This window comes from Pseudomonas sp. MSSRFD41 (assembly GCF_014230245.1).
Taxonomy (GTDB): Bacteria; Pseudomonadota; Gammaproteobacteria; order Pseudomonadales; family Pseudomonadaceae; genus Aquipseudomonas; species Aquipseudomonas piscis.
Map to the genome: position 1 here is coordinate 101,815 of NZ_JACKZK010000010.1, position 23,082 is coordinate 124,896.

The 23,082-nt window shown below is 62.7% G+C and carries 20 protein-coding genes and 1 pseudogene; 14 read left to right on the plus strand and 7 right to left on the minus strand.

Annotation, left to right across the window (positions count from 1 at the left end):
* The first annotated feature begins 78 nt into the window (after positions 1-78).
* From H7A76_RS16990 to H7A76_RS17020, 7 genes are all read left to right on the plus strand, one after another.
* A complete protein-coding gene (locus tag H7A76_RS16990) occupies positions 79-1,068 on the plus strand; it encodes an alpha/beta fold hydrolase (protein ID WP_185699572.1) in 990 nt (329 codons plus the stop codon).
* Between the two features lie 256 nt (positions 1,069-1,324).
* Positions 1,325-1,816, plus strand: a complete 492-nt coding sequence (gene rraA / locus H7A76_RS16995; RefSeq protein ID WP_185699573.1) for a ribonuclease E activity regulator RraA — start codon at positions 1,325-1,327, stop codon at positions 1,814-1,816.
* Between the two features lie 25 nt (positions 1,817-1,841).
* On the plus strand, positions 1,842-2,837 hold the full coding sequence (locus H7A76_RS17000; RefSeq protein WP_185699574.1) for a zinc transporter ZntB: 996 nt from the start codon (positions 1,842-1,844) through the stop codon (positions 2,835-2,837).
* Between the two features lie 63 nt (positions 2,838-2,900).
* Positions 2,901-3,146, plus strand: a complete 246-nt coding sequence (locus tag H7A76_RS17005) for a CrfX protein (RefSeq protein WP_185699575.1) — start codon at positions 2,901-2,903, stop codon at positions 3,144-3,146.
* A 2-nt stretch (positions 3,147-3,148) separates the two neighbouring features.
* Positions 3,149-3,973 carry a mechanosensitive ion channel family protein gene (locus H7A76_RS17010; RefSeq protein WP_022643246.1) on the plus strand — a complete coding sequence of 275 codons (825 nt, stop codon included), beginning with the start codon at positions 3,149-3,151 and terminating at the stop codon, positions 3,971-3,973.
* An 87-nt stretch (positions 3,974-4,060) separates the two neighbouring features.
* The gene (sigX, locus tag H7A76_RS17015; RefSeq protein ID WP_185699576.1) at positions 4,061-4,651 is read left to right on the plus strand and encodes an RNA polymerase sigma factor SigX; all 591 of its coding nucleotides are present in this window, start codon (positions 4,061-4,063) and stop codon (positions 4,649-4,651) included.
* A 107-nt stretch (positions 4,652-4,758) separates the two neighbouring features.
* Positions 4,759-5,739: an OmpA family protein gene (locus tag H7A76_RS17020; RefSeq protein ID WP_185699577.1), complete on the plus strand. Its 981-nt coding sequence runs from the start codon at positions 4,759-4,761 to the stop codon at positions 5,737-5,739.
* Between the two features lie 69 nt (positions 5,740-5,808).
* Here H7A76_RS17020 and H7A76_RS32375 read toward each other — a convergent pair.
* Positions 5,809-6,228 (minus strand): annotated as a pseudogene (locus H7A76_RS32375) (SAM-dependent methyltransferase); the annotation flags it as partial.
* Between the two features lie 421 nt (positions 6,229-6,649).
* Here H7A76_RS32375 and H7A76_RS17035 point away from each other — a divergent pair.
* Entirely contained in the window at positions 6,650-7,669 is a 1,020-nt protein-coding gene (locus H7A76_RS17035) for a quinone-dependent dihydroorotate dehydrogenase (protein ID WP_185699580.1), read from the plus strand.
* Positions 7,670-7,805: 136 nt separating this feature from the next.
* Here H7A76_RS17035 and rmf read toward each other — a convergent pair whose 3' ends face one another.
* Positions 7,806-8,021: a ribosome modulation factor gene (gene rmf, locus H7A76_RS17040; protein WP_016965693.1), complete on the minus strand. Its 216-nt coding sequence runs from the start codon at positions 8,019-8,021 to the stop codon at positions 7,806-7,808.
* A gap of 544 nt (positions 8,022-8,565) precedes the next feature.
* Between rmf and rlmKL the strand changes: the two genes are divergently transcribed.
* Both rlmKL and H7A76_RS17050 read left to right on the plus strand, forming a co-directional pair.
* Positions 8,566-10,827: a bifunctional 23S rRNA (guanine(2069)-N(7))-methyltransferase RlmK/23S rRNA (guanine(2445)-N(2))-methyltransferase RlmL gene (gene rlmKL, locus H7A76_RS17045; protein WP_185699581.1), complete on the plus strand. Its 2,262-nt coding sequence runs from the start codon at positions 8,566-8,568 to the stop codon at positions 10,825-10,827.
* Positions 10,828-10,963: 136 nt separating this feature from the next.
* Entirely contained in the window at positions 10,964-13,363 is a 2,400-nt protein-coding gene (locus H7A76_RS17050) for a diguanylate cyclase (RefSeq protein WP_185699582.1), read from the plus strand.
* A 39-nt stretch (positions 13,364-13,402) separates the two neighbouring features.
* On the opposite strand, the gene dacB is transcribed toward H7A76_RS17050, so the two are convergent.
* Entirely contained in the window at positions 13,403-14,863 is a 1,461-nt protein-coding gene (gene dacB / locus H7A76_RS17055) for a D-alanyl-D-alanine carboxypeptidase/D-alanyl-D-alanine-endopeptidase (protein ID WP_185699583.1), read from the minus strand.
* A gap of 234 nt (positions 14,864-15,097) precedes the next feature.
* On the opposite strand from dacB, the gene H7A76_RS17060 reads away from it, so the two are divergent.
* On the plus strand, positions 15,098-15,442 hold the full coding sequence (locus H7A76_RS17060; protein WP_185699584.1) for a YggL family protein: 345 nt from the start codon (positions 15,098-15,100) through the stop codon (positions 15,440-15,442).
* A 140-nt stretch (positions 15,443-15,582) separates the two neighbouring features.
* Here the strand turns inward: H7A76_RS17060 and H7A76_RS17065 are convergent, their stop codons facing one another.
* A complete protein-coding gene (locus H7A76_RS17065) occupies positions 15,583-16,773 on the minus strand; it encodes a benzoate/H(+) symporter BenE family transporter (protein ID WP_185699585.1) in 1,191 nt (396 codons plus the stop codon).
* A 317-nt stretch (positions 16,774-17,090) separates the two neighbouring features.
* On the opposite strand from H7A76_RS17065, the gene H7A76_RS17070 reads away from it, so the two are divergent.
* The 3 genes from H7A76_RS17070 to H7A76_RS17080 all read left to right on the plus strand — a co-directional run bounded on the left by H7A76_RS17070 (position 17,091) and on the right by H7A76_RS17080 (position 20,117).
* Positions 17,091-17,855, plus strand: coding sequence for a GntR family transcriptional regulator (locus tag H7A76_RS17070; RefSeq protein ID WP_022643289.1), 765 nt, complete (start codon positions 17,091-17,093; stop codon positions 17,853-17,855).
* Positions 17,856-18,042: 187 nt separating this feature from the next.
* Complete coding sequence (locus H7A76_RS17075) at positions 18,043-19,017, plus strand: LysR family transcriptional regulator (RefSeq protein WP_185699586.1); 975 nt, start codon at positions 18,043-18,045, stop codon at positions 19,015-19,017.
* 266 nt (positions 19,018-19,283) lie between these two features.
* Positions 19,284-20,117, plus strand: coding sequence for a nucleoside-binding protein (locus H7A76_RS17080; protein ID WP_185699587.1), 834 nt, complete (start codon positions 19,284-19,286; stop codon positions 20,115-20,117).
* 74 nt (positions 20,118-20,191) lie between these two features.
* On the opposite strand, the gene H7A76_RS17085 is transcribed toward H7A76_RS17080, so the two are convergent.
* The 3 genes from H7A76_RS17085 to xdhC form a co-directional block, all read right to left on the minus strand.
* On the minus strand, positions 20,192-20,659 hold the full coding sequence (locus tag H7A76_RS17085; protein WP_185699588.1) for an SMI1/KNR4 family protein: 468 nt from the start codon (positions 20,657-20,659) through the stop codon (positions 20,192-20,194).
* Positions 20,660-20,889: 230 nt separating this feature from the next.
* A complete protein-coding gene (gene guaD / locus H7A76_RS17090; RefSeq protein WP_185699589.1) occupies positions 20,890-22,194 on the minus strand; it encodes a guanine deaminase in 1,305 nt (434 codons plus the stop codon).
* 25 nt (positions 22,195-22,219) lie between these two features.
* Positions 22,220-23,062, minus strand: a complete 843-nt coding sequence (xdhC, locus tag H7A76_RS17095; protein WP_185699590.1) for a xanthine dehydrogenase accessory protein XdhC — start codon at positions 23,060-23,062, stop codon at positions 22,220-22,222.
* Positions 23,063-23,082: the final 20 nt, after the last annotated feature.

Sequence of the window (23,082 nt, forward strand, 5' to 3'; positions counted from 1 at the left end):
CAGCGACTGGCCGGGCCTTGCAGATTCAAGCAGGGCGCGCCTCTTCCGGATGCCGCCCTTTTTTGTGCAAGAAAGAATATGCAAAGCAGCAGCAACCTATTTCCTGTCGCCTTGATCAGCGCCGAGCGTCGAGGCGACCTCAGCGAAGATGTCTATCGCTTGAAACCTGGCAACAGCCCCGATCCTTCGGTGGAGCTGGCCGTGACGCGCCTGGGGCTGGCCGATGCACCTGGAGCCCAAGGCGTGCCCGTGGTCCTGTTGCACGGCAGCTTTTCCAACCGGCGCTTCTGGTACTCGCCCAAGGGCGTTGGCCTCGGGGCCTACCTGGCACGGGCCGGTTTCGATGTGTGGATCCCGGAAATGCGCGGCCATGGCCTGTCGCGCCGCAATGCCCAGTACCGCAACAACCGGGTGGCGGACTACGCGCGCTACGACCTGCCGGCCATCGCGGCCTTCGTTCGTGAACTCAGTGGGCAGGCTCCCCACTGGATCGGCCATTCCCTGGGTGGCACCACCTTGGCCGCGGCGCTGGGCGGCCAGTATTTGGGCGACGCGGGGGTGGCCTCGGCGGCGTTCTTCGGCACCCAGGTCAGCCGTATCTACTGGCCGTTGAAGATTCCCTTGGTGGAGTGGAGCGGGCGCCTGTTCATCAAGCGGTTTGCCCAATTGTCCGGTTCCCGGCTCAAGCGTGGCCCGGAGGACGAGCCCATTGGCCTGGCCCTGGAGAGCATGCGCTGGCATGGTCTGTTCGGGCGTTTCGGTGATGCCGACAAGGATTGGTGGGCCGGCCTGACGGAGGTCGGCGTGCCGGCCCTGGCGGTCAGCGCCGCTGGCGACCACCAGGATCCGACTTGGGCGTGCCGCAAGCTGTTCGATCAACTGGGCAGCGAGCACAAGCAATTCGTCTGCCTGGGGCGTGAACAGGGTTTCAGCGGTAATTTCGGCCATGTCGAGATGCTGGTGAGCAAGCCGGCGCAGGCCGAGGTCTGGCCGATGGTGGCTCGCTGGCTCAGGGATCAGCAGGCGCCGTTGCTGGTTTGCGCCACCGAGCAGATGGCGACGGCTTGATGCAGAGGCTCTGACAAGGTCATTTCGCTCGATGGCGCTTGCGGCTAAGATATGACGCGCTGAGCTGTTTTGGTCACATTCAGTTATTGAGTCGGCTTTCCGTTCTGCCGGCAGTCTTGCAAAAATGCCCCGCCAGATTGGTGGGCAGCCCGAGTGCAGTAGGCTAAACAGCTGCCGATTGGGCTCGTATTTTCATGGCTGGCCCCGGAACGGCCGACACCGTCGATCGTGTTCTTTCTGCTACAGGAGCTTCTCGATGAACCATTACCTAACTCCCGATCTGTGCGACGCCTACCCGGACCTGGTGCAGGTGGTCGAGCCCATGTTCAGCAACTTTGGCGGGCGCGATTCCTTCGGTGGTGAAATCGTCACCATCAAGTGTTTCGAAGACAACTCGCTGGTCAAGGAGCAAGTCGAGCTCAAGGGGCATGGCAAGGTGCTGGTGGTCGACGGTGGCGGTTCCTTGCGACGCGCCCTGTTGGGGGACATGCTGGCCGAGAAGGCAGCCAGGAATGGCTGGGAAGGCCTGGTGGTCTACGGTTGCATCCGCGACGTGGATGTCATCGCCCAGACTGACCTTGGCGTCCAGGCCCTGGCCAGCCATCCGATGAAGACCGACAAGCGCGGTATCGGCGACCTCAATGTGGCCGTGACCTTTGCCGGGGTGACCTTCCGTCCGGGTGAATATGTTTACGCCGACAACAATGGCGTGATCGTTTCGCCTAGCCCGCTGAAAATGCCTGAATGACCAAGCGTCCAGACAAGGGGTGAGGATGTTCGAGGAAGAAAACGCGCAGTGGGGGCTGGTGCATGCCCTGGTATTGGATGGTCAAGGCGGTGCGCGTTCGATTGCCCGGACTGAGCTCGACGACTTGCAACTGCAGGCCCATGAGAGCCTGTGGTTGCATTGGGATCGCAGCCATCCGCAGACCCAGACCTGGTTGCGTCGCTCCAGCGGCTTGAGCGAGTTCAGTTGCGACTTGCTGCTGGAAGAAAATACCCGGCCACGCCTGCTGGCGCTGCCTGATTCGGAGCTGCTGCTGTTCTTGCGTGGCATCAATCTCAATCCGGGAGCCGAGCCTGAAGACATGGTCTCGGTGCGGATCTTCGCCAGCGCGCAGCGGGTGATCTCGCTGCGTTTGCGTCCCTTACGAGCCACCGACGAGCTATTGGTGCAGTTGAGCGAGGGCAATGGCCCGAAAAGCGCCGCCGAATTGCTGCTCTACATGGCCGAATACTTGACCCATAAGGTGCAGAACCTGGTCAGCGATCTCGCTGAAGTGGTCGATGACGAAGAAGAAAAACTGGATGCCGACGAACGGTACACTCCCGAGCACGGCAGCATCCTGCAGATTCGTCGTCGGGCTGCCGGGTTGAAGCGCTTCCTGGCTCCGCAACGGGACATCTTCGCGCAGTTGAGCCGGATAAAATTGCCCTGGTTCGCGGCCGACGATGGTGACTATTGGAATGAATTGCACAACAGCCTGACCCGCTACCTGGAGGAACTGGAGCTGGCCAGGGAGCGCGTGGGGCTTGTGCTCGAGGCCGAGGATCGGCGTTTGAGCGTACGCATGAATCGCACCATGTACCGCTTCGGCATCATTACCGGGATCTTCCTGCCGATGAGCTTTCTCACCGGTCTCCTGGGGATCAACGTCGGAGGTATCCCATTTTCTGCCAGTCCTTATGGCTTCATCATCGCCTGCCTGTTGCTGGTAGCGGTGGCGTTGGGCCAATGGTGGTTATTCCGGCGTTTGCGTTGGGTATGAAGAGGCTTCGTGTGACCCGAATAGATCTGATCGCGTCTTTTTCAAACATCACCAGAGGTGCTTATGCACGATCCGTTTGAAGAGTCGCTGCGTGACATGCTCAAGGCCTCGCCATCCAGCCGCGATGACGACGCCTGCCTGGGCCGCGTATTGAAAACCGCCAACCGCCAAGTGGGGGCAGGTGACCTGTTCAGCCTGCTGGGCCGCTGGTTGCCGGCCTTGATGATCGCCCTGAATAACGGATCGGCCCATGTCGCGCCGGTTTCTCGTCTTAAATCTACTGCTCGCACTGCTGATAAGGCTGATTGAATATGGAACTTGATCTCTGGACGCAGAGCCTCGTCACAGCGATGACCGCCTTGTGGACCAAGGTGGCGAACTTCATTCCGAACCTGTTCGGCGCATTGGTGGTGCTGTTGCTGGGTTTCGTGGTGGCGAAGCTGCTCGATACCCTGCTCTCCAAATTGTTGGCCAAGCTGGGCCTGGATCGCCTCATGGGGGGCACCGGCTTGACCAAGTTGCTGTCTCGTGCGGGCTTGCAAGTCCCCATCTCGACCCTGATCGGCAAGATCGTCTACTGGTTCGTCCTGCTTATTTTTCTGGTTTCTGCTGCTGAATCCCTTGGCCTTGAGCGAGTTTCGGCTACGCTCGACATGCTTGCGTTGTATTTGCCGAAGGTTTTCGGCGCTGCGCTGGTGCTGTTGGTGGGGGTTCTGCTGGCGCAGCTGGCCAATGGGCTGGTGCGGGGCGCGGCGGAAGGCGTGGGGCTGGAATACGCCAGCGGCGTGGGGCGGATCGCTCAGGGATTGGTGATCATCATCAGTATTTCCGTGGCGATCAGCCAGTTGGAGGTCAAGACCGACCTGCTCAACCACGTGATCGTGATCGTTTTGATTACCGTTGGTCTGGCAGTTGCGCTGGCGATGGGATTGGGAAGCCGGGAAATTGCCGGTCAGATTCTTGCGGGAATCTATGTGCGTGAGTTGTACCAGGTGGGTCAACAAGTGCGTGTTGGCGAGGTTGAGGGCCAGATCGAGGAGATTGGCACGGTTAAAACTACATTGCTGACCGATGAGGGTGAGCTAGTCTCTCTCTCCAATCGGATCCTGCTGGAGCAGCATGTAAGTAGCCGCTAACCCGGCACCCTGCTAATGTATGCCGCCGCAAAATGCCCCTCACCGGGGCTGCGGTGGACACTGACCTGACTGTCGGCACGACTCGTTTTGAATAAAACTCAACCGCTATCCATGCGCTATGACCCCCGCGAGCTCTCTGATGAGGAGTTGGTTGCGCGGTCACATACGGAGCTGTTCCACGTAACACGCGCCTATGAAGAGTTGATGCGGCGTTACCAGCGAACCCTATTTAATGTTTGTGCGCGTTATCTGGGGAACGATCGGGATGCCGATGATGTCTGTCAGGAAGTGATGTTGAAGGTGCTGTATGGCCTTAAGAACTTTGAGGGCAAATCGAAGTTCAAGACCTGGCTATACAGCATCACGTACAACGAATGCATCACGCAGTATCGCAAGGAGCGACGCAAGCGGCGGTTGATGGATGCTTTGAGTCTTGATCCCCTCGAGGAAGCGTCTGAAGAGAAGGCGCCGAAACCTGAGGAGAAGGGCGGACTTGACCGCTGGTTGGTGCATGTGAACCCGATTGATCGGGAAATTCTGGTGCTGCGTTTTGTCGCAGAGCTGGAGTTCCAGGAGATCGCAGACATCATGCATATGGGTTTGAGTGCTACAAAAATGCGTTACAAACGTGCTCTTGATAAATTGCGTGAGAAATTTGCAGGCATTGCTGAAACTTAGTTCGGCGCAAATATCTCTTACGTCTAGGTGAGTTCTGATAGACTTACCGCCGAGTTGTCCCCCGGTATGTGGGACTGCTTTACAATCACCAGATGGGGATTTAACGGATGAAACTGAAAAACACCTTGGGCATTGCCATTGGTTCTATTGTTGCCGTGACTTCGTTCGGCGTTCTGGCGCAAGGCCAAGGCGCGGTCGAGGGTGAACTGTTTTACAAAAAACAGTACAACGACAGCGTTAAGCACATCGAAGATGGCTTCAACCCAGGCGCCCGTATTGGTTACTTCTTGACCGACGACCTGTCGTTGGACCTGAACTACGACAAGACCAACCACACCCGTTCCAACGACGGTACCGGCAACCAGAAGATCAAGGGTGACACCACCAGCCTGCTGGCCACCTACCACTTCGGCCAAGCTGGCGTGGACTCCCTGCGTCCATACGTTTCCGGTGGTTTCGGTCACCAGAGCCGTAGCAGCGTAGAAGCTGACGGTCACAGCGGTCGCGACAAGACTACCCAGGCCATCATCGGTACTGGTGTGAAGTACTACTTCACCGACAACCTGTTCGCCCGTGCTGGCGTTGAAGCCGACTACGGCATGGACAACGGCAAGTGGGACTACGCTGCCCTGGTTGGTCTGGGTGTGAACTTCGGCGGCAACGCCGGTAAAGTCGCTCCAGCTCCAGTGGCTCCAGCTCCGGCTCCAGAGCCAGCTCCAGAAGCTCCAGTTGCTGAAGTCGTACGTGTTGAGCTGGACGTGAAGTTCGACTTCGACAAGTCGGTCGTCAAGCCTAACAGCTACGCTGACATCAAGAACCTGGCTGACTTCATGAAGCAGTACCCACAGACCACCACCGTTGTTGAAGGTCACACTGACTCCGTCGGTCCTGACGCTTACAACCAGAAGCTGTCTGAGCGTCGTGCAAACGCTGTCAAGCAAGTACTGGTTAACCAGTACGGCGTTGGCGCTGAGCGCGTTCAGTCCGTTGGTTACGGTGAGTCCCGTCCAGTTGCCGACAACGCAACTGAAGCTGGTCGTGCTGTTAACCGTCGCGTAGAAGCCTCGGTAGAAGCTCAAGCTAAGTAATTAGCCTGTTAGCTTGGAAAAACCCGGCCTAGGCCGGGTTTTTCTTTGCCTGGATTTTTGTCCTGGGCCTCAGGCCTGGAACAGGTGGGTGGTGCTGGCGCCGGCAGTTGCCGCGATTTCGCCGATTGCCAGGATCGTCGAGCTCTTGAGCCCGGAACCCAGGACATCCTGCCGCATATTCCCCTGCACGCTGCGACATTCCCGCTGCTGTGGCGGCGAGGCGTTCTCGATCATGGCCACCGGCGTCCGGTCCGGCATGCCAGCGGCGCTCCACTGTTCGACGATCTCTGTCCGTTTCGCCATTCCCATGTAGGTCACCAGGGGCTTTCCGCCCTGGGCCAGCGCCTACCAGTCCAACGGGCTGTCCTCTTGGGTAGGAGCGGTGAATAACGTCACGCCGCGCAAGTTCAGGGAGATAGCGCAATTGGCGACACCGGCCAGGCCGGCGGTCATGCCGTTCACCAACCCCACCTCGATGCCGTGCTCCTGGGGCCGGCCAAGGTCGCTGAGAGTGATGTCCTCGAACTGCTGTTCGCCGGTCAGCACCAGCGACCGCGAGATACGGTTGTAGTCGGCATCGAAGGCGATGATGTCGAGCTTCTCGCTCCGCTTGAGCAGTTCCTCCAGAGAGCGGACCTCGGCCATGCCATTGTCGATCATCACCAGCTTGAGTTTTTCGTGGGCTTCTTCGGAGCATCGCTAACGTTGACCCAGGCCAGCGCTGGGCGGAGGTATTCAGTCATGGGGCTACCTTGCGTGAAGGACCTGGCCTTGGCCCGGGAGGATGGCGAAGCAGCAGGCGCAAGGCATATGCCAGCGCTGTCGGATTTGCCGATGCGCCTCGCCTGCGGGCCCCGGGCCCGGCTATAATCGCCGCCCCATTTCGCTGTCCACCGAGTCCATCGCGCCCATGTATACCCTGGCCCGCCAGCTGCTGTTCAAACTCTCTCCGGAAACCTCCCACGATCTGTCCCTGGACCTGATCGGCGCGGGCGGGCGTCTGGGTCTCAACGGCTTGCTGTGCAAGGCCCCGGCATCAAAGCCGGTGACGGTCATGGGCCTGGAGTTCGCCAACCCGGTGGGGCTGGCCGCCGGCCTGGACAAGAACGGCGCGGCCATCGATGGCTTCTCCCAGCTGGGTTTCGGTTTCGTCGAGATCGGCACCGTCACCCCACGTCCGCAGCCAGGCAACCCCAAGCCACGGATCTTCCGCCTGCCGGAGGCCGAGGGCATCATCAACCGCATGGGTTTCAACAACCTGGGGGTCGATAACCTGCTGGCGCGGGTCGCCGCCGCCAAGTACCGGGGCGTATTGGGGATCAATATCGGCAAGAACTTCGATACCCCGGTGGAGCGGGCGGTGGACGACTACCTGATCTGCCTGGACAAGGTCTATTCTCGGGCCAGCTACATCACGGTCAACGTCAGTTCGCCCAATACCCCGGGCCTGCGCAGCCTGCAGTTCGGCGAGTCCCTCAAGCAGCTGCTGGCCGCCCTGGGCCGGCGCCAGGAGGAATTGACCGCGATCCATGGCAAGCGCGTGCCGCTGGCGATCAAGGTCGCTCCGGACATGAGCGATGAAGAAACCGTGGAAGTGGCCCGAGCCCTGCTGGAGGCGGGCATGGATGCGGTGATCGCCACCAACACCACCCTCAGCCGGGAAGGCGTCGAAGGCCTGGAGCATGGCGACGAGGCCGGTGGCCTGTCCGGTGCGCCGGTGCGGGAGAAGAGCACCCATACGGTCAAGGTCCTGGCTTCCGAGCTGGCCGGTCGCCTGCCCATCATCGCGGTGGGCGGTATCACCGAAGGCAAGCATGCGGCCGAGAAGATCGCCGCCGGCGCGAGCCTGGTGCAGTTGTATTCGGGGTTCATCTACAGGGGGCCGGCGCTGATTCGCGAATCGGTGGATGCCATCGCGGCCATGGGCTGAGGCATCGGCGGACTAGTGCGGCGGCAATAAAAAGGGCTCCTCGAAGGAGCCCCTGGGCCGAAGCCCGCCGCCCGGATGGGGCGCGCGTGGTTAAATCGTTATCTATTCAAGTTTTAGGTGTCGGAATGTGCCCTGATCAGCCGACAGCGCGAAGTTCGTTGAGTCTGTGTATACCCGCAGTGCCTGTCATACCGTCCCAGTTGTCGCCGCGTCCTTCGCGCCAGCCGTTGATCCAGGCTTGGCGTACTGACGGTAGAGTAAATGGGCAAAGCTCACGGGACTTGCCATTAACGCCATACTGATATCCGCGTAAAAACGCTCTTTCCAACGGATCACGCTTTAGTCTTCTCATAGGGTGTTTCCCTCACTTGTTGACTGTATATGTCCCGTCGACCTTCATTGAGGTCGGGCAGATCGGTTCTGCCGTTGGTGCTCGCTGCCGGCGTCGCGAGCCTTGCTGTCGACGCCGTTGCGGCGCCAAACCTGTGTTGAGTTCTAACCAATAGGTCACAGCAAGTGAATGATCGTTTTGTCATAAGAACGTAACCATAATGCTGTCCAGGCCATAAGCCAGAGCGGTTTTTGCACGGTCTCCCGGGAGCAAAGCCTGCTGTGATCAGGCCTCTACTAGATGATGAGGTTAATGCTTTAGTGAGAATGTCGAACGGTTGTACTCAACTACTATTCGACGAAGGGTAGACTTATGTCATTTTGTTGCCCTGACTTTTCATCTGCCCCGGTCTCTAAGCTCTTTTGTCCTGCAAGAAAGCCTGCTCGCCGGGGTGGGACGGCACGTTGCGTGCCACACGAGCGCTCTTGAAGAAAAGCGCTTGATTAAAAACCGAGCGGGCGATGCGTTGTCCGTTCACTTATTTGCCTAAGGCCCTGGTATCTCCATGTCGGATCGCTACGAACTCTTCCTCACCTGTCCCAAAGGCCTAGAAGGCCTGCTGATCGAGGAAGCCACCGGGCTTGGCCTTGAACAAGCGCGCGAACACACCTCCGCCGTGCGCGGCATGGGCGACATAGAGACGGCCTATCGCCTGTGCCTGTGGTCGCGCCTGGCCAACCGGGTCCTGCTGGTCCTCAAGCGCTTCCCGATGAAGAACGCCGACGACCTGTACCAGGGCGTGCTGGATGTCGATTGGCAGGACCACATGCTGGCCGACGGTACCCTGGCGGTGGAGTTCAGCGGGCATGGCTCGGGCATCGACAACACCCACTTCGGCGCCTTGAAGGTCAAGGACGCCATCGTCGACAAGCTGCGGACCCCAACCGGCGAGCGTCCCTCGGTGGACAAGCTCAACCCGGACCTGCGCATCCACCTGCGCCTGGATCGTGGCGAAGCCATTCTCTCCCTCGACCTGTCCGGTCACAGCCTGCACCAGCGTGGCTATCGCTTGCAGCAGGGCGCCGCGCCACTCAAGGAAAACCTCGCCGCGGCGGTGCTGATCCGCGCCGGCTGGCCGCGTATCGCCGCTGAAGGCGGGGCCCTGGCCGACCCGATGTGCGGTGTCGGGACCTTCCTGGTGGAGGCTGCGATGATCGCCGCTGACATCGCCCCCAACCTCAAGCGCGAGCGCTGGGGCTTCACCGCCTGGCAGGGGCATGTGCCGGCGCTGTGGCGCAAGCTGCACGACGAGGCCCAGGCCCGTGCCCAGGCCGGATTGGCCCGGCCGCCGTTGTGGATCCGTGGCTACGAAGCCGATCCGCGCCTGATCCAGCCGGGTCGCAACAACGTCGAGCGTGCTGGCTTGAGCGACTGGATCAAGATCTACCAGGGCGAGGTGGCGACCTTCGAGCCGCGCCCGGACCAGAACCAGAAGGGCCTGGTGATCAGCAACCCACCCTACGGCGAGCGCCTGGGGGACGAAGCAAGCCTGCTGTACCTCTACCAGAACCTGGGCGAGCGCCTGCGCCAGGCCTGCCTTAACTGGGAGGCGGCGGTCTTCACCGGCGCCCCGGAGCTGGGCAAGCGCATGGGAATCCGCAGCCACAAGCAGTACTCGTTCTGGAACGGTGCCCTGCCTTGCAAGTTGCTGTTGATCAAGGTGCAGCCGGACCAGTTCGTCACTGGCGAGCGCCGGACACCCGAGCAACGCCAGCTGGAGCGCGAACAGGCCCAGGCCACGCCCGAGCCGGTCGAGCGCCAGTACAACAAGAACGGCAACCCGATCAAGCCGGCTCCAGCCCCGGCCCCGGTGGTGGAGCAGGCGCGCTTGAGCGAAGGCGGGCAGATGTTCGCCAACCGCCTGCAGAAGAATCTCAAGCAACTTGGCAAGTGGGCCAAGCGCGAGGGTGTGGAGTGCTACCGGGTCTACGATGCCGACATGCCCGAATACTCCCTGGCCATCGACCTGTACCAGGATTGGGTGCATGTGCAGGAATACGCGGCGCCCAAGTCGGTGGATCCGGAGAAAGCCCAGGCCCGGCTGTTCGATGCCCTGGCGGCGATCCCCGTGGCACTCGACGTCGACAAGAGCCGTGTGCTGATCAAGCGCCGTGAGCGCCAGAGCGGCACCCGCCAGTACGAGCGCCAGGGGGCCCAGGGGCAGTTCACCGAGGTCCGCGAAGGCGGGGTCAAGCTGCTGGTGAACCTCACCGACTACCTGGATACCGGGCTGTTCCTGGACCACCGGCCGATGCGCATGCGCATCCAGAAGGAAGCGGCGGGCAAGCGTTTCCTCAACCTGTTCTGCTACACCGCTACCGCCAGCGTGCATGCGGCCAAGGGCGGGGCGCGCAGCACCACCAGCGTCGACCTGTCGAAAACCTACCTGGACTGGGCGCGGCGCAACTTCTCGCTCAATGGCTTTTCCGACAAGAACCGCCTGGAGCAGGGCGACGTGATGGCCTGGCTGGAAACCTGCCGCGACGAGTTCGACCTGATCTTCATCGACCCGCCGACCTTCTCCAACTCCAAGCGCATGGAAGGGGTGTTCGACGTCCAACGTGACCATGTGCAGTTGCTCGACCTGGCCCTGGCGCGCCTGGCCCCGGGCGGCGTGCTGTATTTCTCCAACAACTTCCGCAAGTTCCAGCTGGATGAGAATCTCGTTGCGCGCTACCAGGTCGAGGAGATCACCGCGAGCACCATCGATCCGGACTTCGCCCGTAACGGCAAGATTCACCGCGCCTGGAAAATCAGCGTTCGCTGAAGGCCGCACAAGCCCACCGAGGCCTGAATTTCCAGGCTTCGGAATGGCTTGATACTGGTCAAATTAATGGCTAATGGCTATAACTCACAGCAAGTCCGAATGACACCCAAACTCGCTGGCGTGATGAGTTCTACTTATGCCGTTGCATGTGGTACGCCCGAAAATCCTGGGTTTCATCAGTGAAGAAGTTTCCGCCTGGCTGGTGGCCCTGTTGGTGCTGCTGGCCGGTGGCATCCTGACCGGCCTGCTGGCCTGGTCCACCTACAACCTCAACAAGCAGCAGTTGCGCCAGCGCTTCCAGTTGCTGGCCAGCGAGCGCTACAGCCGCATCGAGGAACGCTTCCAGGACCAGGAGCAACGCCTGGATGGCCTGCGGCGTTTCTTCGTCAATTCCGACCTGGTGAGTCGCCAGGATTTCGATGGCTATGCCAAACCCCTGTTGCGTCGTACCCAGGCCTATGCCTGGGCGCCGCTGATCAGTCGTGCCCAGCGTCCGGCCTTCGAGCAGGAGGTGCGAGACCAGGGCGTGGCAGGTTTCTCCATCCTGCAACTCAATGGCGCCGGGCAAATGGAACCGGCCGGCGAGCGCGAGGACTATGCCCCGGTGTTGTACAGCCAGACCCAGAGCCCGATGGGCTCGCCCCTGGGCTACGATCTGCTGGCCCAGCCCCTGCGCCGGGCCACCCTGGAACGGGCGCGGGAGCTGGACGGCATGGCGGTATCGGCGCCGGTGCACCTGGTGGCGGTCGACCCGGCCTATGCCCGCGGCGTGGTGATGGCGGCCCCGGTCCGGCGCGCTGTGCACGGTGGTCAGCAGCAATCGCGGCCTGACGGCTACGTACTGGCGGTGATCAGTCTGCGGCAGTTGGTGGCCGAAGGGTTGTCGGTCCCGGCCAGCGACAATCTCTCGGTGCGCATCCTCGACCTGTCCAGCGAAGGCCGGCACGAGGTGCTCTACGAATCGAACAACCCGCCGATCAATGGCTACCTGCATGCCAGCCGCTTGCTGCGCCTGGCGGACCGCGATTACCAGGTGGAGGTCCGGCCGGGGGCGGCCTTCTTGCATGCGAACCATTTTTCCCTGGCCAGCCTGGTGATTCTCGGCGGTCTCTTGAGCCTGTTGCTCAGTGCCTTGCTCTATGTGCTGGTGAGCCAGCGCCGGCGGGCCCTGACCCTGGTGGAGCAGCGCACCGCCGAGCTGCGCAGTCGCGAACACGAACTGCGCGGGACCCACAGCCAGCTGCGTAGCGTGCTCAACGCCGCGACCCAGGTGGCGATCATCGCCACCGACCTGCGCGGGATCATCACCACCTTCAACGCCGGGGCCGAGCAGATGCTCGGCTACAGCAGCAGCGAAGTGGTGGGGGTGTTGACCCTGGAGAGCCTGCACTTGCCCAAGGAGCTGGAGAGCTGGGCCCAGAGCCTCAGCCAGCGCTATGGCAAGCCGATCCCGATGTCCCAGGCGATGCTGGTGGAAGAGGGCACGACGCGTGGCCAGGAAGCCCGGGAGTGGACCCTGGTGCGTCGCGATGGCAGCCACCTGCCGGTGAACATGCTGGCGACCCCGGTGCTCGACGACCAGGGCTTGTGGATCGGCCACCTGGCGATCTGCATCGACATCACCGAGCGCAAGCGCGTGCACGAGGCCCTGGCCGCCCGTGACCGTTTGCTCAAGCGGCTCAGCGCCCATGTTCCTGGCGGCATCTACCAGTTCAAGATCGACGCCGACGGGCACATGAGCTTCAGCTATGCCAGTGATGGGCTGCGGGAGATCTACGAGATCGATCCGCAGCAACTGCAAGAGGATGCCGCGCCGGTGTTCGAACGCATTCATCCCGAGGACCTGGAGCGGATACGCCAGTCGATCCAGGTGTCGGCGCAGCACCTGAGCCCTTGGCGCGAAGAGTACCGGGTCTGCCTGCCGGAGCGTGGCCTGCGCTGGGTGCGCGGCGCGGCCAGCCCGGAAAGCCAGCCCGGTGGCGGGGTGCTATGGCACGGCTATATCTCGGATATTTCCGATCTCAAGCGGGTCGAGGAAGAGTTGCGTGCGCTGTCGGTCACCGACGCCCTGACCGGTATCTACAACCGACGTTATTTCCAGGAGCAGTTGCAGAATGAGATGCAGCGCCTGGAGCGCAGCGGCGGGGAGATGGCGGTGATCATGCTGGACATCGACCACTTCAAGCGGATCAACGACCGCTATGGCCATGCCGTGGGCGACCAGGTGTTGCGCGGGGTGTGCCAGCGCATCAGCCGGCGCTTGCGCCGCACCGATGTGTTCTGCCGCCTGGGGGGCGAGGAATTCATGCTCCTGTGCCCGGACACCAATGGCCGGCAGGCGCAGGTTTTGGCCCAGGAGCTGTGGCAGGGCTTGCGCGGTGCGCCGATCGAACCGGTGGGCAGGGTCACCGCCAGCTTCGGCATTGCCAGCTGGCGCGTGGGCGAGGGCGCGGATGGCTTGCTGCTGCGGGCCGACTCTGGCGTCTATGCCGCCAAGCAGGCCGGGCGCGACCGGGTGCAGCCCGAGCAGGTGTGAACGGCAGCGGCGGCGCAGAGGCCACCGCTGCAACAGGGCCTAGCGTGTTGCCGCGCTACCGGCCAGTTTGGGCTGGCGATAGAGGTCCAGCAGGACCTGGTCCAGCACCGAGGATGCGCCGAAGGGTTGCGGATCGTTGAGGATCGCCACCACGGCCCAGGTGTTGCCGTTGTCGTCGCGGCTGTAGCCGGCGATGGCCCGAACCGTATTCAAGGTGCCGGTCTTGATGTGCGCCTCGCCGCTCATGGCCGTGCGCTTCAGGCGCTTGCGCATGGTCCCGTCCATTCCGGCGATAGGCATCGAGCTGATGAACTCGGCAGCGTAGGGGCTTTTCCAGGCCGCCTGCAGCAGGCCGGCCATCTCCCGAGCGCTGACCCGCTCGGCCCGGGACAGGCCGGAGCCGTTCTCCATCACCAGGTGTGGCGAGGTGATGCCTTTTCTCGCCAGCCACTGGCGCACCACCCGCTGCGCGGCCTTGGCGTCGTCGCCGTCGGCTTCGTTGCGATACTTGGCCCCCAGGCTCAGGAACAGCTGCTGGGCCATGGTGTTGTTACTGTACTTGTTGATGTCGCGGATGATCTCCGCCAGGTCCGGGGAGAAGGCCCGGGCCAGGACCTTGGCGTCCTTGGGCACCACGGCCAGGCGATCCTTGCCCTGGATGCTGCCGCCCAGTTCGTTCCAGATCGCCCGTACCGCACCGGCGGTGTAGGTGGCATGGTCCAGCAGCGACAGGTAGGTCTGCGAGCTGCAGCCATCGCCCAGCTGGCCGCCGACGGTGACGATCACGCTGCCATCGGCCTGGGGCACCGGGTTGTAGCGCACATCGCCCGTGCATTGCTTGCCGCTGAGGGCCTTGACCTGGTTGTCGATGCGGATCTTGGCGATTGGCGGCTCCACCGATACCAGCACCCGGCCGGAGTCGTTGCGGGCGACGAAGCGCAGGGCCTTGAGGTTGACCATCAGGGCATCGGGCTTGACCAGGAACGGCTTGTTCTCGTCCTTGCCGTCGTCATCGAATTCCGGCAATTGCGGCTGGACGAAATAGTTGCGATCCAGGACCAGGTCGCCGGTGACCTGCTGCACGCCGTTGGCCCGCAGGTCGCGCATCAGCAGCCAGAGCTTCTCCATGTTCAGCTTGGGATCGCCGCCGCCCTTGAGGTACAGGTTGCCGTTGAGGATGCCACCACTGAGGGTGCCGTCGGTGTAGAACTCGGTCTTCCACTGGTGGGTCGGACCGAGCATTTCCAGGGCCGCGTAGGTGGTCACCAGCTTCATGGTGGAGGCCGGGTTGACCGATACGTCGGCGTTGAAGATGGTCGGGGTGCCTGGGCCATCGAGGGGCAGCATCACCAGGGACAGGGCGTTGTCCGGGACCTTGGCGGCCTTGAGGGCTTGCTGGACCTTGGGAGTCAGGGTGGTGTTGATCGGGGCGGCGTAAGCCTGGAATGCCAGGGGCAAGACGACACTGGCGAGCAGCAGTGGACGCAACGATTTGATCATATGGAATGGAACCCTGCAGTCGAGGGGAAAAAAGGCGAGGGGTACCAACGAAAATCCCTCAGTGGTCATGAAAGTGTCGGCATTATGCCCCAAGGTATAGCGGCTTGTGCCGTGCCACGGCTCGCGGTGGCGGTATTTTTTTTGCCAATGGCCGACCGACGTTCTCATAGAGTCAGGCAATCACCTGGCTAAACTGGTAAAGTGCCGCCCGTTATTACTGATGAGGATTGTTCCATGGCCACTAACCGTTCCCGCCGTCTGCGCAAAAAGCTCTGCGTAGATGAATTCCAGGAGCTGGGTTTTGAGCTGAACCTGGATTTCAAAGAAGATCTGTCCGACGAAGCCATCGACGCTTTCCTCGACGCATTCCTCAAAGAAGCGATGGAAGCCAACGGCCTGGGCTATGTGGGCGGTGACGACTTCGGCCTGGTTTGCCTGAGCAAGCGTGGTTCCGTCAGCGAAGAGCAACGTGCCACCGTTGAAGCCTGGCTCAAGGCGCGCACCGAGTTGACCAACGTTGAAGTCAGCCCGCTGCTGGATGTGTGGTACCCGGACAACGCGATCAACCCGACCGTGTGATGTCATGCACGGACGACCCGGCCGGGTCGTCCGTGCGTTGTTGCCCGAGGGCAACCTTTCCTTTTTTCCCTATCGATCGTTGCTCCGGCCTCGGGCTTGTCCCGGGTTTTGGCGTGGGCGCCATTCGCCGGCTCCAGGCTTCAGGCGTTGCGCCAGTTGAGGATCAACAGGGTCAGCACCCCGGCGACGATGCCCCAGAACGCCGAGCCCACCGAGAACAGCGTCAATCCGGACGCGGTCACCATAAAGGTGATCAGCGCTGCTTCGCGCTCCTTGGTTTCGCTCATGGCGACGGTCAGGCCGTTGATGATCGAGCCGAACAGCGCCAGCGCGGCGATAGACAGCACCAGCTCCTTGGGCAGGGCGGCGAACAGCGCGGCCAGGGTGGCGCCGAAGGTCCCGGCGATGCCGTAGAAGATCCCGCACCAGACCGCCGCGGTGTAGCGCTTGCCATGGTCTTCATGGGCATGGGGCCCGGTGCAGATCGCCGCGCTGATGGCCGCGAGGTTGATGCCGTGGGAGCCGAAGGGCGCCATCAGCAACGAACCCAGGCCGGTGGCGGTGATCAGCGGCGAGGCTGGTACGTTGTAGCCGTCGGCCCGCAGCACGGCGACCCCGGGCATGTTCTGCGAGGTCATGGCGACCACGAACAGCGGGATGCCGATGCTGATGGTGGCCGCCAGGGAGAAGTGCGGGGTGGTCCAGACCGGGGTCGCCACTTCCAGCTTGAAGCCGCTGAAATCCAGCAGTCCCATCATCCCGGAGAGCGCCGTGCCGATCAGCAGGGCTGCCAGCACCGCATAGCGCGGTGACAGGCGCTTGACCACCAGGTAGGTGAAGAACATGCCCAGCACCAGGGCGGTGCGATGCTGGGCGGCGACGAAGATCTCGCTGCCGATCTTGAACAGGATCCCGGCCAGCAGGGCTGCCGCCAGGGATGCCGGGATCTTTTTCACCAGGCGTTCGAAGCTGCCGGTGAGCCCGCAGATGATGACCAGCACCGCGCAGGTGATATAGGCGCCAATGGCTTCGCCGTAGGTCACGCCTCCCAGGCTGGTGATCAGCAGCGCGGCGCCGGGGGTCGACCAGGCGATGGTGACAGGGGTGCGGTAGCGCAGGGACAGGCCGATGCTGCATATCGCCATGCCGATGGACAGGGCCCAGATCCACGAGGAGATCTGGCCGCTGCTCAAGCCAGCGGCTTGTCCGGCCTGGAACATCAGCACCAGGGAGCTGGTGTAGCCGGTCATCATGGCGATGAAGCCGGCGACTATGGCTGAAGGCGAAGTGTCGGCCAGGGGGCGCAGTTGCGCGGGGGTGGCATCGGACATCATGGAGTTCCTTGTTCTTGAAAGACGCGATGGACCGGTCTTCCTCCAGGGCGCGAGCCGCGAAGGAGGGCACTGCGATGCCGAAGGTCCAAGGGCCCAAGCCTAAACGTAAACCGTGCTTGCCGTTGTCATACAGCCGCGCCTGCAAACAGCCGTACAGTCCGGGTGCGCCAACGGGGGGCAAGCACACTTTTTACTGTTGCGTCCCAAGGGTTGTGTACAATGTGCACCTGTTTTAACGCGATACTTGCCAGCGCCCCACCGTGGCGTATTAAAGTCACGCTGACACCGCTGCAGTCCTCCCGACCCGAGTGCCCATGAACGAACAGTTGCAACCCCTGAAGAAACAACCGCGAGCAGGCAAGGCCGGACGCAGCGGAACCCAGGACGATATCGTCTACGCGCATATCTTCGAGGCCATTCTCGAACAGCGCCTGGCGCCCGGTACCAAGTTGAGCGAAGAGGCGCTGGGGGAGATTTTCGGGGTCAGCCGCACCATCATCCGCCGCGCGCTCTCGCGCCTGGCCCACGAAGGCGTGGTGCTGCTGCGTCCCAACCGTGGTGCAGTGGTGGCCAGCCCGAGTGTCGAGGAGGCGCGCCAGGTGTTCCTCGCCCGGCGCCTGGTGGAGCGGGCCATCACCGAGCTGGCGGTGCAGCACGCCACCACCGAGCAGTTGCTGGAGCTGCGGCAGATGGTCAACGAGGAGCGCGACAGCTTCTCCCGTGGCGATCGCGGAGCCGGCATCCGTCTTTCCGGGGAGTTCCACCTGAAGCTGGCGGAGGCGGCGAAAAATGCCCCGCTGATCAGCTTCCAGCGCAGCCTGGTATCCCAGACCTCGCTGATCATCGCCCAATATGAAAGCGGCAACCGTTCCCATTGCTCCTACGACGAGCACACCCAGCTGATCGATGCCATCGAGGCGCGGGATGCCGAGCTGGCGGTGAACCTGATGATGCACCACATGGACCACATCGACAGCAAGCTCAATCTCGACGAGGAAAGTGCCTCGGACGACCTGCACGCGGTGTTCTCGCACCTGCTGCAGACGAAAAAACCGGGCCGCTCCAGCGCCAAGCTGTAGGGCCTCGTCGTGCACGACCGATCCCCCGCTCCATGTTCCATGGGGCGGGGGATTTTCGTTTGGTGCCCCGGGGCGCCGGGCGGCCGAATGATTGTTGTGGGTTTTTATTTTAATTGTATACAGTTCTGCCTTCAGCGCTCTCGGCCAGTCCGCGGCGGCTTTTCATCGTGCCCAAGGAGTCCAAGGCATGAGCGGCAGAACCCTGCGTATCCATTCTTGCGCGATCCATTATTTCGACATGGTCCGCCGTTGCCGCTCGATCCGCGAGGCGGCCCGGTGCTTGAACGTTGCGTCTTCGGCAGTGAACCGGCAGATCCTCAAGATCGAGGACGAGATCGGCGCATCGCTGTTCGAGCGCTTGCCCGGCGGCCTGCGCCTGACCCTGGCCGGCGAGGCGTTCAGCCGGCATGTCAGCCTGGTATTGCAGGACCTGGAGCGAGTGCGCCTGGAATTCGATGCGCTGCGTGGACTGCAGAGCGGGCACGTGGAGATCGCCACGGTGGAGGGCGCCACCGTCGACCTGCTGCCGGCGGTACTCAAGCGCATGCGCGACCTCTATCCCCAGGTGACCATCGGCGTGACGGTACAGGGCTCACAGGCGATCCCCCTGGCGTTGATCAATAACCGCGCCGACCTGGGCCTGGCGTTCGCCTTGTCCAGGGCGCCGGATATTCGTCAACTGAGCGTCGGTCACTTTCGCCTGGGAGCGCTGGTCAGCCCCGGGCATCCCCTGGCCGATCGGGGCAGCGTGAATTTCGCCACCTGTGCCGAGCATGGCTTGATCCTGGCCAAGAGCGAGCTCTCGATCCATCACTTGCTGATGCCCCTGCACAAGCGCCTCGGCCTGCTGGACAAGCCACCCCTGCAGAGCAATTCCATGGAACTGGCGCGACAGATGGTCCGCCACGGCCTGGGCGTGGCCTTCCAGACCCGGATCGGAGTCGAGGCGGACCTGGCCCAGGGCGCGCTGGTGCACATCCCCTTGAGCGACCAGGGCGGCATCTACAGCGACCTGGGGCTCTATGCCCGAAGCGGTCGCGACCTGCCTGGCGCGGTGGAGGCACTGGCGCACCTGCTGGATGAAGAGATCGGTATTCGCCAGCGCGCCGAGTGCGCTGGCCGCCAGCCAGTGCTCAATGTCGATCAGCTAAGGAAATCGTAGGAGCGAGGCTTGCTCGCGATGGACTGCAGAGCGCCGCGTTTATCCAGCCAGCAAGCGCTAACGTTGACAACCCTCGCGAGCAATCGAGCGTCGACCGGCTGCTCCTGCAGGGGATCACCTCGCTTAACTGACCGGCATCAGGCCAGCGCTGCCGTTTTGGCAGCATGCCGGGCGATATTCTGTGCTTTGGCCCCTGCGGCGCTTGTGTCGATACTGCGCCGGTCGGCAGCCAGCGAAGCTGCCATCAGCCACAGGACATAATAAAAATGAAAAAGGCACTACAAGGCGCGACCCTGCTGATGACCTTGATCGGAGCGGGGCAAGCGACCGCCCTGGAATGGATGAGCAACAGCGTGGGCTTTCGCTATGGCAAGGCATTCACCAATCCCAACAACCCGCACTCCATCAGCAAGCGCATCTACAGCTTCACCCACGCCAGCGGCTACCAGTACGGCAGCAACTACCTGCACCTGGACGTGCTGCTCTCCGACAACGACGACCCGCGCAAGGGCACCAACAAGGGCAGCAGCGAAGTGTATGGCGTCTATCGTCACCAGCTCTTCGCCTCACGGGTGCTGGATACGCCCCTGGGCACAGGCCTGGTCAAGGATTACGCCCTGACCCTGGGTTTCGACGCCAGCCGCAACAACAACCTGGGTTCGGCGAAGAAACGCGCCCTGGTGTTCGGCCCGACCCTGAAGTTCAACACCGTCGGCGTGCTCGACCTGAGCCTGCTGTACTACAAGGAAAACAACCATTCCGGCATCCCCGGGGCCAAGGACCCCGACCACACCTTCGACGATACCTACCTGCTCAACCTGGCCTGGATGCGGCCATTCGAGCTGGGCAGCCATGCCGCCAAGTTCCAGGGCTTCGTCAACTACATCGGGGAGAAGGGCCATGACTACAACGACCGTGACACGGCCCCGGAAACCCTGATGCGCACCTCGTTGATGTTCGCCGTGCTGCCGGGCAAGAACGTCAAGCCCAACCTCTACCTCGGGGTCGGCTACGAGTACTGGCACAACAAGTTCGGCGTGGATGGCGGCCGTGGCACCCGCACCTCGGCGCCCACCCTGAACCTGGAAGTGACCTTCTAGCCCGAGTAATCGCCCCGGTGCCGGGCCTTCCCCTGGGCCCGGCCACCACCGCCGATCAAGATCTCAACGCCGTTTCACTCGTTCTCTTCCGGATCGGGCTTGAGGCCGGCCAGCAGCGCCTCGAAGCTGGGGGCGAGAATCTCCGGTTCGTTACCGTCGTCGTGTCGCCACAGGCGCACCTCGGGGCCCCGGCTCGGGTCGATGATGAGCTGGTCGCCGCTGCCGTCCCCGGCGATGGCGATCACCTTCCTGCCCAGTTCCTCGCAAGGCCACTCGGAGGCCACGGCGATGCTGTAGCTGTCGTCCGGATCGCTTTCCAGGGCCAGGTAGTGGAAGGCCTCGATGGCGAAGGCGGCCTCGTCGTTCTCGAAGTAGTTCAGCGTGGGCGCGCCGCCATTGACCGTGCGCAGGAACTGCAGGTAGTCCGCGGGCAGGGTGACGCCCTGCCTGGCCTGGAATTCGACGATCTCATCCAGGCTCGGGATGGGCCGTTCGATGACGCAGTTCTGGTAGTAGATGCCCAGTTCAGCTAGCTCTCTCATATGCTTTCTTCCGGTTCGGGGGCGGCCTGCGGCGATGTCCCTTGTTGCTCCATGGGGCCCGGGGCAGAGCAGCAGGGCCCGGGCGAAGGGGCAGATGATACGCAGTACGGGCCCATCCGCGTGAGCGCTTTGCCGATGGTCGGCGCGAGCGTGCGCAGCAGGTTGCGACTCCATGAAAAATCCCCCGGTCGAGCGGTATCGAGCGGGGGATCCTTGGCGCCGGGGGCCGATCAGCGCTGGTGTACTTGCTGGCCGGCGGCGTAGGTCTGCAGCACGGTGCGGTCGTCGCCCAGGGTCATCAGCACGAACAGGGTCTCGGCGATGCTCTTGGCCTGTTGCAGGCGGTACTCCAGCAGCGGCGTGGCCTTGTAGTCCAGGACCAGGAAGTCGGCGTCGGTGCCGGGGTGCAGGGTGCCGATCCGTTCTTCCAGGCGCAGGGCCCGGGCGCCGCCGAGGGTGGCCAGGTACAGGGATTTGAACGGGCTCAGGCGCGCACCCTGCAACTGCATGACCTTGTAGGCCTCATTGAGGGTGTTGAGCAGCGAGAAACTGGTGCCGGCGCCGATATCGGTGCCCAGGCCGACATTGAGCTTGTGCTTCTCGGCCATCGGCAGGTTGAACAGGCCGCTGCCGAGGAAGAAGTTCGAGGTCGGGCAGAAGGCCACCGCCGAGCCGGTCTGCGCCAGGCGCGCGCACTCGTCGTCGCACAGGTGCACCCCATGGGCGAACACCGAGCGTTCGCCCAGCAACTGGTAGTGGTCGTAGACGTCCAGATAGCCCTTGCGCTCGGGGAACAACTCCTTGACCCACTCGATCTCCTGCAGGTTCTCGCTGATGTGGGTCTGCAGGTAGAGATCGGGATATTCCTTGAGCAACTGGCCGGCCAGGGTCAACTGCTGCGGGGTGCTGGTGGGGGCGAAGCGCGGGGTCACTGCGTAGTGCAGGCGACCCTTGCCATGCCAGCGCTCGATCAATGCCTTGCTGTCCTGGTAGCCGGATTCGGCGGTGTCGACCAGGTAGTCCGGGGCGTTGCGGTCCATCATCACCTTGCCGGCGATCATCCGCAGGTCGAGCTTCTGCGCGGCGCTGAAGAAGGCGTCCACCGACTGCGGGTGCACGCTGCCGAACACCAGGGCGGTGGTGGTGCCGTTGCGCAGCAGTTCCTTGATGAACACCTCGGCCACTTCGTCGGCATGGGCCCGGTCGGCGAACTGGCTTTCGCAGGGGAAGGTGTAGGTGTTGAGCCAGTCCAGCAGTTGCTCACCGTAGGCACCGACCATGCCGGTCTGCGGCAGGTGGATATGGGTGTCGATGAAGCCCGGGGTGATCAGCGCGTCCGGGTAATGCTTCACCGGTACCTCGGCGGGTAGGCTCGCGAGCAGTTCGCTGGCATGGCCGAGGGCGCTGATCCGGCCGTTCTCCACCACCAGCAGGCCGTCCTCGAAGTACTCGTAGGAGGCTTCGATTCCGACCTCCGCCGGGTCGGCGATGCTGTGCAGGATGGCGGCACGGTAGGCTTTGCGAGTCTGGGACATGGTCATTCTCAAGTGTGTGGCTGTTTCAGTTCGAGGCCCGGCTGCGGCGCGAGGCCGGCAGCAACTTGGCAATGGGTTCGGCGGTGACGCTGGGCTGGCCGAAATGGGCGTTGTAGGTGGCGATGATTTCACCAGCGATGGAGATGGCGATTTCCACGGGCAGCTTGCCCTTGACCTCGTCCAGCCCCATGGGGCAACGCATGCGTTGCAGGGTGGCGGCGTCGAAGCCGCGACCGCGCAGGCGATGCTCGAACTTCACCCGCTTGGTCCTGGAGCCGATCAGGCCGAAATAGGTGAAATCGTTGCGCTTGAGCAGGGCGGCGGTCAACTCCAGGTCCAACTGGTGATTATGGGTCATGACGATGCAATAGCTGCCGGGGGGCAGGTCATCGATCTCGTCCACCGGCTCCTCGCTGACGATCTTGCGCACCCCCTGGGGAATCTGTTCGGGGAACTCCTGCTCGCGCGAGTCGATCCAGCGCACCCGGCAGGGCAGCGCGGCGAGCAAGGGTACCAGGGCGCGGCCGACATGGCCGGCACCGAACACGGCAATGTGCGCCTGCACCTGGCCCATGGGCTCGAACAGCAGCACCGTGGCCCCACCGCAGCACTGGCCGAGGCTGGCGCCGAGGCTGAAGCGCTCCAAATGCGTACCCTGTTGGCCGCTGGCGAGCATCTGCCGGGCGATCTGCATGGCCTTGTATTCCAGGTGGCCGCCGCCGATGGTGTCGAAGGCCCGGCTGGCGCTGACCACCATCTTCGAACCGGCGTTGCGCGGGGTCGAGCCCAGCTCTTCGATGATGGTCACCAGCACGCAGGGTTCACCCTGGTTCTGCAGGTCGGCGAGGGCGTTGATCCAGTCGTACATGTTCACCTCGACATCGCTGT

Coding starts and splice junctions, on each gene's coding strand:
- H7A76_RS16990 (WP_185699572.1), top strand. CDS start 79: ATGCAAAGCAGCAGCAACCTATTTCCTGTCGCCTTGATCAGCGCCGAG.
- rraA (WP_185699573.1), top strand. CDS start 1,325: ATGAACCATTACCTAACTCCCGATCTGTGCGACGCCTACCCGGACCTG.
- H7A76_RS17000 (WP_185699574.1), top strand. CDS start 1,842: ATGTTCGAGGAAGAAAACGCGCAGTGGGGGCTGGTGCATGCCCTGGTA.
- H7A76_RS17005 (WP_185699575.1), top strand. CDS start 2,901: ATGCACGATCCGTTTGAAGAGTCGCTGCGTGACATGCTCAAGGCCTCG.
- H7A76_RS17010 (WP_022643246.1), top strand. CDS start 3,149: ATGGAACTTGATCTCTGGACGCAGAGCCTCGTCACAGCGATGACCGCC.
- H7A76_RS17020 (WP_185699577.1), top strand. CDS start 4,759: ATGAAACTGAAAAACACCTTGGGCATTGCCATTGGTTCTATTGTTGCC.
- H7A76_RS17035 (WP_185699580.1), top strand. CDS start 6,650: ATGTATACCCTGGCCCGCCAGCTGCTGTTCAAACTCTCTCCGGAAACC.
- rmf (WP_016965693.1), bottom strand. CDS start 8,021: ATGAGAAGACTAAAGCGTGATCCGTTGGAAAGAGCGTTTTTACGCGGA.
- rlmKL (WP_185699581.1), top strand. CDS start 8,566: ATGTCGGATCGCTACGAACTCTTCCTCACCTGTCCCAAAGGCCTAGAA.
- H7A76_RS17050 (WP_185699582.1), top strand. CDS start 10,964: ATGCCGTTGCATGTGGTACGCCCGAAAATCCTGGGTTTCATCAGTGAA.
- dacB (WP_185699583.1), bottom strand. CDS start 14,863: ATGATCAAATCGTTGCGTCCACTGCTGCTCGCCAGTGTCGTCTTGCCC.
- H7A76_RS17060 (WP_185699584.1), top strand. CDS start 15,098: ATGGCCACTAACCGTTCCCGCCGTCTGCGCAAAAAGCTCTGCGTAGAT.
- H7A76_RS17065 (WP_185699585.1), bottom strand. CDS start 16,773: ATGTCCGATGCCACCCCCGCGCAACTGCGCCCCCTGGCCGACACTTCG.
- H7A76_RS17070 (WP_022643289.1), top strand. CDS start 17,091: ATGAACGAACAGTTGCAACCCCTGAAGAAACAACCGCGAGCAGGCAAG.
- H7A76_RS17075 (WP_185699586.1), top strand. CDS start 18,043: ATGAGCGGCAGAACCCTGCGTATCCATTCTTGCGCGATCCATTATTTC.
- H7A76_RS17080 (WP_185699587.1), top strand. CDS start 19,284: ATGAAAAAGGCACTACAAGGCGCGACCCTGCTGATGACCTTGATCGGA.
- H7A76_RS17085 (WP_185699588.1), bottom strand. CDS start 20,659: ATGAGAGAGCTAGCTGAACTGGGCATCTACTACCAGAACTGCGTCATC.
- guaD (WP_185699589.1), bottom strand. CDS start 22,194: ATGTCCCAGACTCGCAAAGCCTACCGTGCCGCCATCCTGCACAGCATC.
- xdhC (WP_185699590.1), bottom strand. CDS start 23,062: ATGTACGACTGGATCAACGCCCTCGCCGACCTGCAGAACCAGGGTGAA.